Below are 13,168 nucleotides of genomic sequence, written 5' to 3' on the forward strand. Positions count from 1 at the left end.
TGCCCCGAATGCCTTTGCTCCAGCCTAAAGGGTGAGTACGGGTGCCTTACTCGCCCTTGGCCTTCGCGATGATCTCCTCGGCGACGCTCTTGGGAACCTCGGCGTAGGAGTCGAACTGCATGGAGTAGTTGGCACGGCCGGAGGTCTTGCTGCGCAGGTCTCCGACGTAACCGAACATCTCCGAGAGCGGAACCAGGCCGGTGACGAGCTTGGCGCCACTGCGGTCCTCCATGGACTGCACCTGGCCGCGGCGGGAGTTGATGTCGCCGATCACGTCGCCCATGTAGTCCTCGGGCGTCGTCACCTCGACCTTCATCATGGGCTCCAGCAGGGCCGGGCTCGCCTTCCGGGCGGCTTCCTTGAACGCCATGGAACCGGCGATCTTGAAGGCCATCTCGGACGAGTCGACGTCGTGGAAGGCACCGTCGAGCAGCGTCACGCGGACGCCGGTCAGCGGGTACCCCGCCAGCACGCCGAACTCCATGGCCTCCTGGCAGCCCGCGTCCACGGACGGGATGTACTCCCGCGGGATGCGGCCACCGGTGACCTGGTTGACGAACTCGTATCCGTCGCCCTCAAGAGGCTCGACAGCGATCTGCACCTTGGCGAACTGACCGGAACCACCGGTCTGCTTCTTGTGCGTGTAATCGACCTTGTCGACCTTCTTGCGCAGCGACTCGCGGTACGCGACCTGCGGCTTGCCGACGTTGGCCTCGACCTTGAACTCGCGCTTCATACGGTCGACCAGCACGTCGAGGTGCAGCTCGCCCATACCCGCGATGATCGTCTGGCCGGTCTCCTCGTCGGTCTTGACCTGGAAGGACGGGTCCTCCTCGGCCAGCCGCTGGATCGCGACGCCCAGCTTCTCCTGGTCGCCCTTCGACTTGGGCTCGATGGCGACCTCGATGACCGGGGCCGGGAACTCCATCGACTCCAGGATCACCGGGCTCGACGCGTCGGAGAGGGTCTCACCGGTGGTGGTCTGCTTGAGACCCATGACGGCGACGATGTCACCGGCACCCACCGACTCGATCTCCTCACGCTTGTTCGCGTGCATCCGGTAGATCTTGCCGATGCGCTCCTTCTTGCCCTTCACAGAGTTCAGCACCTGGGTGCCGGTCTGCAGACGGCCCGAGTAGACCCGGATGAAGGTGAGCTTGCCGAGGTGCGGGTCGCTCGCGATCTTGAACGCGAGGGCCGACATCGGCTCCTCCTCGGAGGGCTTACGGACGATGACCTCGTCCGAGTCCTTCGGGGAGTGGCCCTCGATGCCCTCGACGTCCAGCGGCGACGGCAGGTACCGGGCGATGGAGTCGAGCAGGGGCTGGACGCCCTTGTTCTTGAACGCGGTACCGCAGAACACCGGGGTGACCGTGGTCGTGCCCTCGGCGCCGGTGGAGGCGAGGGTGATACGGCGGATCGCCGCGACGAGCTGCTCCTGGCTGGGCTCCTGGCCCTCCAGGTACAGCTCCATCATCTCCTCGTCGTTCTCCGCGACGGCCTCGAGGAGCTTGCCGCGCCACTCGTCGGCAGCCTCGACGTGGGTGTCGGGGATGTCGACGGTGTCGTAGGCCTCGCCCAGCTTCGTCTCGGCGGACCAGACCAGGGCCTTCATCTGGACCAGGTCCACGACGCCACGGAAGTCGGCCTCGGTGCCGATCGGAAGCTGCATGACCAGCGGGATCGCGCCGAGGCGGTCGCTGATCATGTCGACGCAGCGGTGGAACTCCGCGCCGGTCCGGTCGAGCTTGTTGACGAAGCAGATGCGCGGAACGCCGTAGCGGTCGGCCTGACGCCACACGGTCTCGGACTGGGGCTCGACACCGGCCACACCGTCGAACACCGTCACAGCACCGTCGAGCACGCGCAGGGCACGCTCCACCTCGACGGTGAAGTCGACGTGCCCCGGGGTGTCGATGATGTTGATCGTGTAGTCGACGTCGTTGAGCGGCCAGTGAGTGGTCGTCGCGGCGGACGTGATCGTGATGCCGCGCTCCTGCTCCTGCTCCATCCAGTCCATCGTGGCAGCGCCGTCGTGGACCTCACCGATCTTGTAGGAACGACCGGTGTAGAAGAGGATCCGCTCGGTGGTGGTCGTCTTGCCCGCGTCGATGTGGGCCATGATCCCGATGTTGCGGACCTTGGCCAGGTCAAGTGAAGTGGTAGCCATAAGGCTTCAGTCTTCTCTCGGTCTCGATGGGGTCTGCGACTACCAGCGGTAGTGCGCGAAGGCCTTGTTGGACTCGGCCATCTTGTGCGTGTCCTCACGCTTCTTGACGGCTGCGCCGAGGCCGTTGGAGGCGTCGAGCAGCTCGTTCATGAGGCGTTCGGTCATGGTCTTCTCGCGGCGGGCGCGGGAGTAACCCACGATCCAGCGCAGCGCGAGAGTGGAGGAACGGCCGGGGCGGACCTCGACCGGAACCTGGTAGGTGGCGCCACCGACACGGCGGGAGCGGACCTCGAGGGTCGGCTTCACGTTCTCCAGGGCGCGCTTCAGGGTGATGACCGGGTCGTTGCCGGTCTTCTCCCGCAGGCCCTCCATGGCGCCGTAGACGATGCGCTCGGCGGTGGAGCGCTTGCCGTTCAGCAGCACCTTGTTGATGAGGGAGGTCACCAGAGGGGAGCCGTAAACCGGGTCGATGATGACCGGGCGCTTCGGGGCGGGGCCCTTACGAGGCATGTTTACTTCTCCTTCTTGGCGCCGTAGCGGCTGCGAGCCTGCTTGCGGTTCTTGACGCCCTGCGTGTCGAGGGAGCCGCGGATGATCTTGTAACGAACACCCGGCAGGTCCTTCACACGGCCACCGCGCACGAGCACGATCGAGTGCTCCTGCAGGTTGTGGCCCTCACCCGGGATGTAAGCGGTGACCTCGATCCCGCTGGTCAGACGCACACGCGCGACCTTACGCAGGGCCGAGTTCGGCTTCTTCGGGGTGGTGGTGAAAACACGCGTGCAGACGCCGCGGCGCTGGGGGGAACCCTCCAGGGCGGGCGTCTTGTTCTTCTCGACCTTGTCCTGCCTGCCCTTGCGGACAAGCTGCTGGATCGTAGGCACCGTTTCTCCGGTTTCTGTGTGCCGTCTCGGTAAAGCTAACCCGGGCCGCGCTCCGACCCACGAGGTCGGGCGTGTCGAAGACTGCAGAGCCGCGCGAAGGCGGGTGACTCCTCGTATGGAGAAGCATGCAGATCCGGTGTCACCATCGGCGCTGGCCTTGACCGCTCTCGCGGGACGGCAGCAGAGCAGGGGACACCCCAGGCACAAGGTCAGATCGTACCCAGCACAAGGGCTCGGGTCAAAACAGAGCCCGCGCCACCGTAGCGCCCCCGACCTGCGAGGAGAAGAGCGACCGGCCGAGGAGAGATCAGCTCGCGGCCACCGCGATCAGGATCACAAGGACCGCCACCCCGATGGCCAGCCATCCCAGCACCAGGCCCGCCGTCGCGAGCCCCGTGCCCTCCTCGCCCGTTCTGCGGATCTCGGCCTTGGCCTTGTGGCCCAGGATGACGGCCGGGATCGCCGTCAGCCCGTACATGGGCGTCAGGATGCCGCAGACCAGCGCGCCGATCGCGGATCCGTTGGTCTTCGGCATCGGCGCCGGAAGGAACGTGCGCGCCACGGGAGGCTGCGGCTGCACGTACTGCACCGGGGCCGGCGCGGGCATCGGCACCGGGCCCTGCGGCAGGTCGGCGAGGAGCGCGTGCAGCTCGCCGTACGTCTCCGCGTTCGACGCGCGGGTCAGCCGCGCCTCGTACTCCTCCTGGCGCAAACGTCCCTCGCTGAAGCCCGCCTTCAGGACATCGATGGCACGCTCGCGGTCCGTGTGTGACGCACGCATCGTCTGCATCGGCTGCCCTGGCTGCTGGCGCGCCGGAACGCCCTCCGGGTTCCATGGCCCGTACGACACTGCCCCCACCTCCCAGCCTGGTCTCTCCCCCATCATCCATGACGCGCGGCGTTCCTGGCCGGTTCATCGCGAGAGGAAGAGGTATTACAGGCCACGGGGCGGCCACCCCCGCAAGGGTGACCGCCCCGTGGCGTCCTACGTCCTGGATCAGGCGTTGTACGGACCGTAGTCGTAGTCCTCCAGCGGGACCGCCTGGCCGGAGCCCGTACCGAACGGCGAGTAGTCGATGTCGTCGTACCCGACGGCCGAGTACATCGCCGCCTTGGCCTCCTCGGTCGGCTCGACCCGGATGTTGCGGTAGCGGGACAGGCCCGTACCGGCCGGGATGAGCTTACCGATGATGACGTTCTCCTTGAGGCCGATCAGGGAGTCCGACTTGGCGTTGATCGCCGCGTCGGTCAGGACCCTGGTCGTCTCCTGGAAGGACGCCGCCGACAGCCACGACTCGGTGGCCAGCGAGGCCTTGGTGATACCCATGAGCTGCGGACGGCCGGAGGCCGGGTGGCCACCCTCCGCCACGACCCGGCGGTTCTCACCCTCGAACTTGGTGCGCTCCACCAGCTCACCCGGCAGCAGCTCCGCGTCGCCGGACTCGATGATCGTCACGCGGCGCAGCATCTGCCGGATGATGATCTCGATGTGCTTGTCGTGGATCGACACGCCCTGCGAGTTGTAGACCTTCTGGACCTCGCCCACCAGGTGCACCTGGACGGCGCGCTGGCCGAGGATACGGAGCACGTCGTGCGGGTTCTCCGTACCCACCGTGAGCCGCTGGCCGACGGCGACGTGGTCGCCCTCGCCCACCAGCAGACGGGCGCGCTTGGAGACGCTGTACGAGGTCTCGTCCGAGCCGTCGTCCGGGGTGACGACGACCTTCTTGGTCTTCTCCGTCTCCTCGATACGGACCCGGCCGGCCGACTCCGAGATCGGCGCGACGCCCTTGGGCGTACGGGCCTCGAAGAGCTCGACGACACGCGGCAGACCCTGCGTGATGTCGTCACCCGCCACACCACCGGTGTGGAAGGTACGCATCGTGAGCTGGGTGCCGGGCTCACCGATCGACTGGGCCGCGATGATGCCGACGGCCTCGCCGATGTCGACGAGCTTGCCGGTGGCCAGCGAGCGCCCGTAGCACATGGCGCAGGTGCCGACCGTGGACTCGCAGGTGAGGATCGAGCGGGTCTTGACGGTCTCGACGCCGTGCCGCACGAGCTCGTCGATGAGCACGTCGCCCAGGTCGGTGCCGGCCGGGGCCAGCACCTTGCCGTCGACGACGATGTCCTCGGCGAGGCAGCGCGCGTACACGCTGGTCTCGACGTCGTCGTCCTTGCGCAGGATCCCGTCGGCGCCCTTGGTCGCGATCGACAGCTTGAGGCCGCGGTCGGTGCCGCAGTCCTCCTCGCGGATGATCACATCCTGGGAGACGTCGACCAGACGACGGGTCAGGTAACCCGAGTCCGCGGTACGCAGGGCGGTGTCCGCCAGGCCCTTACGGGCACCGTGCGTGGAGATGAAGTACTCCAGCACGGAGAGACCCTCACGGAACGACGCCTTAATGGGCCGCGGGATGGTCTCGTTCTTCGCGTTGGACACCAGACCGCGCATACCCGCGATCTGACGCATCTGCATCATGTTCCCTCGGGCGCCCGAGTCCACCATCATGAAGATCGGGTTCGTCTTCGGGAAGTTCTCGTTCATCGCCTCGGAGACCTCGTTGGTCGCCTTGGTCCAAATGGCGATGAGCTCCTGCGTGCGCTCGTCCTTGGTGATCAGACCGCGCTCGTACTGCTTCTGGACCTTCTCGTCCTGCGCCTCGTAACCGGCGATGATCTCCGGCTTGGCGTCCGGGACGACGACGTCCGAGATCGCGATCGTGACACCCGAGCGGGTCGCCCAGAAGTAACCGGCCGACTTCAGGTTGTCCAGCGCGGCGGCGACGACGACCTTGGGGTAGCGCTCGGCCAGGTCGTTGACGATCTGGGAGAGCTGCTTCTTGCCCACGGTGTAGTCGACGTACGGGTACTCCTCGGGCAGCAGCTCGTTGAAGAGCGCGCGGCCCAGGGCCGTCCGCAGACGGAACGGGTCGCCCGGCTGCCACTCCGGCTCGCCCTCCTCCGGCTGCGGCGGGGTCCAGCCCAGGGGCGGGGTGGTCCCGGCCGGGAAGCGGATGTCGACCTTCGCCTGGAGAGACAGCTCCCCGGCGTCGAACGCCATGATCGCTTCGGCGGTGGAGTTGAACGACCGGCCGTCGCCGATGGTCTCGCGCTGCTCCTCGTCGGTGGTGAGGAAGAACAGCCCGAGGACCATGTCCTGCGTCGGCATGGTGACCGGACGGCCGTCGGCGGGCTTGAGGATGTTGTTCGAGGACAGCATCAGGATGCGGGCCTCGGCCTGCGCCTCCGCGGAGAGCGGCAGGTGCACGGCCATCTGGTCACCGTCGAAGTCCGCGTTGAACGCGGTGCAGACGAGCGGGTGGATCTGAATGGCCTTGCCCTCGACGAGCTGCGGCTCGAAGGCCTGGATGCCGAGGCGGTGCAGCGTGGGCGCACGGTTCAGCAGGACCGGGTGCTCCGCGATGACCTCTTCCAGCACGTCGTACACGACCGTGCGGCCGCGCTCGACCATGCGCTTCGCGCTCTTGATGTTCTGCGCGTGGTTCAGGTCGACCAGGCGCTTCATCACGAACGGCTTGAAGAGCTCCAGCGCCATCGCCTTCGGCAGACCGCACTGGTGCAGCTTGAGCTGCGGGCCGACGACGATCACGGAACGGGCCGAGTAGTCGACGCGCTTGCCGAGCAGGTTCTGACGGAAGCGGCCCTGCTTGCCCTTGAGCATGTCGGACAGCGACTTCAGCGGACGGTTGCCGGGGCCCGTGACCGGGCGGCCGCGGCGGCCGTTGTCGAAGAGCGCGTCGACGGCCTCCTGGAGCATCCGCTTCTCGTTGTTCACGATGATCTCGGGCGCACCGAGGTCGAGCAGACGCTTCAGGCGGTTGTTGCGGTTGATGACGCGGCGGTACAGGTCGTTCAGGTCGGAGGTCGCGAAGCGGCCACCGTCGAGCTGCACCATCGGACGCAGGTCCGGCGGGATCACCGGCACGCAGTCCAGCACCATGCCCTTGGGGCTGTTGCTGGTCTGCAGGAACGCGGAGACGACCTTGAGGCGCTTGAGCGCCCGGGTCTTCTTCTGGCCCTTGCCGGTACGGATGACCTCGCGGAGCTTCTCCGCCTCCTCCTCCAGGTCGAAGGTCTCCAGGCGCTTCTGCAGGGCAGCGGCGCCCATGGAGCCGTCGAAGTAGGTCCCGAAGCGGTCGCGCAGCTCGCGGTAGAGCAGCTCGTCGCCCTCCAGGTCCTGCACCTTGAGGTTCTTGAAGCGGTTCCACACCTCGTCGAGGCGGTCGATCTCGCGCTGCGCGCGGTCGCGGAGCTGCTTCATCTCGCGCTCGGCGCCCTCGCGCACCTTGCGGCGCACGTCCGCCTTGGCGCCCTCGGCCTCCAGCTCGGCGAGGTCCGCCTCCTGCTTCTTGGCGCGGGCCTCGAGGTCCGCGTCGCGGCGCTGCTCGATCTGCTGGCGCTCCACGCCGACGTGCGCCTCCAGGGAGGGCAGGTCGCGCGTACGGCGCTCCTCGTCGACGTACGTGATCATGTACGCCGCGAAGTAGATGACCTTCTCCAGGTCCTTCGGGGCGAGGTCCAGCAGGTAGCCCAGCCGGGACGGGACGCCCTTGAAGTACCAGATGTGCGTGACGGGAGCGGCCAGCTCGATGTGGCCCATCCGCTCGCGGCGCACCTTGGCGCGGGTGACCTCGACACCGCAGCGCTCACAGATGATGCCCTTGAAGCGGACGCGCTTGTACTTGCCGCAGTAGCACTCCCAGTCCCGGGTCGGACCGAAGATCTTCTCGCAGAAGAGTCCGTCCTTCTCGGGCTTGAGGGTTCGGTAGTTGATGGTCTCCGGCTTCTTGACCTCACCGTGCGACCACTGACGGATGTCGTCAGCGGTGGCCAGGCCAATTCGCAGTTCGTCGAAGAAGTTGACGTCGAGCACTCTCGTCAATCCCTCTCAGGGTCGTATGTCAATGGTCTGAACGGGGTCGCGGGAGGGCCGGGGAGCCGTGGAGCGCCCCGGCGAACCCGTCAGACCTCTTCGACGCTGCTCGGCTCGCGCCGGGACAGGTCGATACCGAGCTCCTCCGCGGCGCGGAAGACGTCCTCGTCGGTGTCGCGCATCTCGATCGACATGCCGTCCGAGGACAGCACCTCCACGTTGAGGCAGAGCGACTGCATCTCCTTGATGAGCACCTTGAAGGACTCGGGGATGCCGGGCTCGGGGATGTTCTCGCCCTTGACGATGGCCTCGTAGACCTTCACGCGGCCGGTGACGTCGTCGGACTTGATGGTGAGCAGCTCCTGGAGGGCGTACGCGGCGCCGTAAGCCTCCAGCGCCCACACCTCCATCTCGCCGAAGCGCTGGCCACCGAACTGGGCCTTACCACCCAGCGGCTGCTGGGTGATCATCGAGTACGGACCGGTCGAACGGGCGTGCAGCTTGTCGTCGACCAGGTGGTGCAGCTTCAGGATGTACATGTACCCGACCGAGATCGGGTCCGGGAACGGCTCACCGGAGCGGCCGTCGAAGAGCTGCGCCTTGCCGGACGGCTGGACCATCCGGTCGCCGTCGCGGTTCGGGACCGTCGAGTTGAACAGGCCCGAGATCTCGTCCTCGCGGGCACCGTCGAAGACCGGGGTCGCGACGTTGGTACCCGGGGCGACCTCGTCGGCGCCGATCGCCTGGAGCCGCTGCATCCACTCCTCGGAGCCCTCGACCTTCCAGCCCTGGGAGGCCAGCCAGCCGAGGTGGATCTCCAGCACCTGGCCCGGGTTCATCCGGGACGGGACGCCGAGCGGGTTGAGGATGATGTCGACCGGGGTGCCGTCCTCCAGGAACGGCATGTCCTCGACCGGCAGGATCTTCGAGATGACGCCCTTGTTGCCGTGACGGCCGGCGAGCTTGTCACCGTCGGTGATCTTGCGCTTCTGGGCCACGTAGACCCGCACGAGCTGGTTGACGCCCGGGGGCAGCTCGTCGCCCTCCTCGCGGTCGAAGACGCGGACGCCGATGACCTTGCCGGTCTCGCCGTGCGGCACCTTCAGCGAGGTGTCGCGGACCTCGCGCGCCTTCTCGCCGAAGATCGCGCGGAGCAGCCGCTCCTCGGGGGTCAGCTCGGTCTCGCCCTTGGGGGTCACCTTGCCGACGAGGATGTCGCCCGCCTCGACCTCGGCACCGATGCGGATGATGCCGCGCTCGTCGAGGTCGGCGAGGACCTCCTCCGACACGTTCGGGATGTCCCGGGTGATCTCCTCCGGGCCGAGCTTGGTGTCGCGGGCGTCGACCTCGTGCTCCTCGATGTGGATCGAGGAGAGGACGTCGTCCTGCACCAGGCGCTGGCTGAGGATGATCGCGTCTTCGTAGTTGTAGCCCTCCCAGGGCATGAAGGCCACGAGGAGGTTCTTGCCGAGGGCCATCTCGCCCTCGTCGGTGGACGGACCGTCGGCCAGGACCTGGCCCTCGATCACGCGCGCGCCCTCGTCCACGAGCACCTTCTGGTTGAAGGAGGTGCCCTGGTTGGAGCGGGTGAACTTGGCGATGCGGTACGTGGTGTACGTGCCGTCGTCGTTGGCCACCGTGACGTAGTCCGCGGAGACCTCCTGGACCACGCCCTCCTTCTCGGCCTTGATCACGTCACCGGCGTCGACCGCGCAGCGGTACTCGATGCCGGTGCCGACCAGCGGCGACTCGGTCTTGATGAGCGGCACGGCCTGCCGCATCATGTTCGACCCCATGAGCGCGCGGTTGGCGTCGTCGTGCTCCAGGAAGGGGATCATGGCGGTCGCGACCGACACCATCTGGCGCGGCGAGACGTCCATGTAGTCCACCTCGCCGCCGGGGATGAGGTCGACCTCTCCCCCACGGCGGCGGACCAGCACGCGGTCCTCGGCGAAGCGCATGTCCTCGGCGAGCGGCGCGTTGGCCTGCGCGATGACGAAGCGGTCCTCCTCGTCGGCCGTGAGGTAGTCCACCTCGTCGGTGACGACACCCTCGACGACCTTGCGGTACGGGGTCTCGACGAAGCCGAACGGGTTCAGCCGGCCGTAGGAGGCGAGCGAGCCGATCAGACCGATGTTCGGGCCTTCCGGCGTCTCGATCGGGCACATGCGGCCGTAGTGCGAGGGGTGCACGTCACGGACCTCGAAGCCGGCCCGCTCACGGCTCAGACCACCCGGGCCCAGCGAGTTCAGACGCCGCTTGTGCGTCAGACCCGAGAGCGGGTTCGTCTGGTCCATGAACTGCGAGAGCTGGCTGGTGCCGAAGAACTCCTTGATGGAGGCGACGACCGGCCGGATGTTGATCAGGGTCTGCGGCGTGATCGCCTCGACGTCCTGGGTGGTCATGCGCTCACGCACGACGCGCTCCATACGGGCGAGACCCGTACGGACCTGGTTCTGGATCAGCTCGCCGACGTTGCGCAGGCGGCGGTTGCCGAAGTGGTCGATGTCGTCGGTCTCGATGACGATCGTGTCGCCCTCGGCGGACTGCGACTCGGTCTCGCCCGCGTGCAGCTTCACCAGGTACTTGATCGTGGCGATGATGTCGGCGGTGGTGAGCACGCCGGAGTCCAGCGGCTCGTCGCCGCCGAGCTTCTTGTTGATCTTGTACCGGCCGACCTTGGCCAGGTCGTACCGCTTCGGGTTGAAGTAGAGGTTCTCCAGCAGCGTCTGCGCGGCCTCGCGCGTCGGGGGCTCGCCCGGGCGCAGCTTGCGGTAGATGTCGAGCAGCGCGTCGTCCTGACCCTGGGTGTGGTCCTTCTCCAGGGTGGCGCGCATGGACTCGTACTGGCCGAACTCCTCCAGGATCTGCTCGGTGGTCCACCCGAGCGCCTTGAGCAGGACGGTCACGGACTGCTTGCGCTTACGGTCGATGCGCACGCCGACCATGTCGCGCTTGTCGACCTCCATCTCCAGCCAGGCACCGCGGGACGGGATGACCTTGGCGGAGTAGATGTCCTTGTCGGAGGTCTTGTCGATCGAGGAGTCGAAGTAGACACCGGGGGACCGGACGAGCTGGGTGACGACGACACGCTCGGTGCCGTTGATCACGAAGGTGCCCTTGTTGGTCATGAGCGGGAAGTCGCCCATGAAGACCGTCTGGGACTTGATCTCGCCGGTCTCGTTGTTGGTGAACTCGGCCGTGACGAAGAGCGGAGCCGCGTACGTGAAGTCGCGCTCCTTGCACTCGTCGATCGAGTTCTTGGGGGGCTCGAAACGGTGATCGCGGAAGGTCAGCGACATCGACCCGGAGAAGTCCTCGATCGGGGAGATCTCCTCGAAGATCTCTTCCAGACCGGACTTGGTGGGAACGTTCTGTCCACTGTCCAGAGCGGCCTCGACGCGAGCCTTCCAGGCGTCGTTGCCGAGCAGCCAGTCAAAGCTCTCGGTCTGGAGCGCGAGAAGGTTCGGAACCTCGAGGGGCTCCTTGATCTTCGCAAAAGAGATACGCAGCGGGGCAGTGCTGGCGCCGTTGTTCGAATTGGCAGTCGAGGCAGTGCGCGAGGCGGCCAAGAGGGGGTCCTTCCGAGGGCTCGGACTCTCTACACGCATACCGGTGCCCCTGGTGACGGGCAGGGGGCAGCTAAAAGGCAGCGCAAAGGGTCAGTGTAGCCACAAGGCCCACTGATGTCCAGAGCGGATTTCAGGAAACCGGCTCACGCCCCGGTCTCCACCTCCTGCGGTTGTTCTTCTCTTCCACAGAACCCTCCCGGCGGCCTCGATTCGCCGGGCCGGACTGCGCCTGCCGCAACACTTCCCGCTTCGCCTCCGATCCATGCCTCGGATCCAGGATCGATGTGACGACGCGTCCCGAGAATTGCGCGCTGCGTGCCGTTCGTCAAGGCCCCCTCGGGCAACGAAGATCACCATACCCGCCCCCGGGAGCAGGACGGCGCAACCGGGGCAGAGACGCCGAAGGGCGACCACCCGTGTGGGTGATCGCCCTTGGCTGCTGCCCCACCCGTACAGGGGTGGAAGCGGTGACTCAGAGAGTCGTGAGGGTCACTTGACCTCGACGGAGGCGCCGGCGCCCTCGAGGGACTCCTTGGCCTTGTCGGCGGCGTCCTTGGCGACCTTCTCCAGAACCGGCTTCGGCGTGCCGTCGACCAGCTCCTTGGCCTCCTTCAGACCCAGCGAGGTCAGCTCGCGCACGACCTTGATGACCTGGATCTTCTTGTCGCCCGCACCGGTCAGGATGACGTCGAACTCGTCCTGCTCCTCGGCGGCCTCGGCCGGCGCGCCGGGGGCACCCGGGGCGGCGACGACGGCGGCGGCCGGGGCGGCGGCCTCGACGTCGAACTTCTCCTCGAACTTCTTCACGAAGTCCGAGAGCTCGATGAGGGTCATCTCCTCGAACTGCGCGAGCAGCTCGTCCTGGGTGAGCTTCGCCATGGTGGCGGTCCTTCCACTAAGTCGGCTGGTGCCGGATGTACATAAGAGGCGGGCGTACTACGGGCCCGCTGCGATCCCCGTACGGACGGAGATCAATGCGCGAGCCGAGTTACTCGGCACCGCCCTGCTCGTCCTTCTTGCTGCGAAGCGCCTCCGCGGTGCGGACGAACTTCGTGAGCGGGGCCTCGAAGGTCGCCGCGGCCTTGGCCATGGACGCCTTCATGCCACCGGCAAGCTTGGAGAGCAGCACCTCGCGGGACTCGAGGTCCGCGAGCTTCTTGAGGTCGTCGGCGCCGTACAGCGCGCCGTCGACGATGCCGCCCTTGATGACAAGAGCGGGGTTCTCCTTGGCGAAGTCACGAAGACCCTTCGCCGCCTCGACCGGGTCACCGGTGACGAAGGCGACGGCGGACGAGCCCTCGAAGAACTCGTCCAGCTCGTTGATCCCGGCCTCGTTGGCCGCGATCTTGGTCAGCGTGTTCTTCACCACACGGTACTGAGCGTTGTCACCGAGCGACCGGCGCAGCGTCTTGAGCTGCGCCACGGAGAGTCCGGTGTACGCGGTGACAACCGCTGCGTTCGAGTTACGGAACTTGTCCGTGATCTCGGAAACCGCGTCGATCTTGTCAGGCGCGACCTGTTCCCTCGCCATGGGCCTCGGCCTCCTTCCGGGTGATGAGGACCGCTCGGAAGGGGCTGAACAAAACGAAACGCCCCAGCGCAGGCGCATGGGGCGGTACTCGACCGGAACAGACTTCGCTCCGGG

The 13,168-nt window shown here is 66.9% G+C and carries 8 protein-coding genes; all 8 read right to left on the minus strand.

Features of this window, described 5'->3' with window-relative positions:
• Nucleotides 1-46 precede the first annotated feature (46 nt).
• The gene (gene fusA / locus ABD343_RS15280; protein WP_344528179.1) at nt 47-2,170 is read right to left on the minus strand and encodes an elongation factor G; all 2,124 of its coding nucleotides are present in this window, start codon (nt 2,168-2,170) and stop codon (nt 47-49) included.
• A gap of 39 nt (nt 2,171-2,209) precedes the next feature.
• A complete protein-coding gene (gene rpsG, locus ABD343_RS15285) occupies nt 2,210-2,680 on the minus strand; it encodes a 30S ribosomal protein S7 (RefSeq protein ID WP_019354980.1) in 471 nt (156 codons plus the stop codon).
• Nucleotides 2,681-2,682: 2 nt separating this feature from the next.
• On the minus strand, nt 2,683-3,054 hold the full coding sequence (gene rpsL / locus ABD343_RS15290; RefSeq protein WP_003948652.1) for a 30S ribosomal protein S12: 372 nt from the start codon (nt 3,052-3,054) through the stop codon (nt 2,683-2,685).
• A gap of 307 nt (nt 3,055-3,361) precedes the next feature.
• Nucleotides 3,362-3,835, minus strand: coding sequence for a DUF1707 and DUF4190 domain-containing protein (locus ABD343_RS15295; RefSeq protein ID WP_344528180.1), 474 nt, complete (start codon nt 3,833-3,835; stop codon nt 3,362-3,364).
• A gap of 216 nt (nt 3,836-4,051) precedes the next feature.
• A complete protein-coding gene (locus tag ABD343_RS15300) occupies nt 4,052-7,951 on the minus strand; it encodes a DNA-directed RNA polymerase subunit beta' (RefSeq protein WP_344528597.1) in 3,900 nt (1,299 codons plus the stop codon).
• A gap of 89 nt (nt 7,952-8,040) precedes the next feature.
• On the minus strand, nt 8,041-11,523 hold the full coding sequence (gene rpoB, locus ABD343_RS15305) for a DNA-directed RNA polymerase subunit beta (RefSeq protein ID WP_344528183.1): 3,483 nt from the start codon (nt 11,521-11,523) through the stop codon (nt 8,041-8,043).
• A 489-nt stretch (nt 11,524-12,012) separates the two neighbouring features.
• The gene (gene rplL / locus ABD343_RS15310) at nt 12,013-12,402 is read right to left on the minus strand and encodes a 50S ribosomal protein L7/L12 (protein ID WP_344528185.1); all 390 of its coding nucleotides are present in this window, start codon (nt 12,400-12,402) and stop codon (nt 12,013-12,015) included.
• Between the two features lie 109 nt (nt 12,403-12,511).
• Nucleotides 12,512-13,054: a 50S ribosomal protein L10 gene (rplJ, locus tag ABD343_RS15315; RefSeq protein ID WP_344528187.1), complete on the minus strand. Its 543-nt coding sequence runs from the start codon at nt 13,052-13,054 to the stop codon at nt 12,512-12,514.
• Nucleotides 13,055-13,168 lie beyond the last annotated feature (114 nt).

This window comes from Streptomyces albiaxialis (assembly GCF_039530985.1).
GTDB lineage: Bacteria > Actinomycetota > Actinomycetes > Streptomycetales > Streptomycetaceae > Streptomyces > Streptomyces albiaxialis.

What these genes read in the sequence shown, in the direction of transcription:
- fusA (WP_344528179.1), bottom strand. Translation starts at nt 2,170, where the DNA reads ATGGCTACCACTTCACTTGACCTGGCCAAGGTCCGCAACATCGGGATC.
- rpsG (WP_019354980.1), bottom strand. Translation starts at nt 2,680, where the DNA reads ATGCCTCGTAAGGGCCCCGCCCCGAAGCGCCCGGTCATCATCGACCCG.
- ABD343_RS15295 (WP_344528180.1), bottom strand. Translation starts at nt 3,835, where the DNA reads ATGCGTGCGTCACACACGGACCGCGAGCGTGCCATCGATGTCCTGAAG.
- rplL (WP_344528185.1), bottom strand. Translation starts at nt 12,402, where the DNA reads ATGGCGAAGCTCACCCAGGACGAGCTGCTCGCGCAGTTCGAGGAGATG.
- rplJ (WP_344528187.1), bottom strand. Translation starts at nt 13,054, where the DNA reads ATGGCGAGGGAACAGGTCGCGCCTGACAAGATCGACGCGGTTTCCGAG.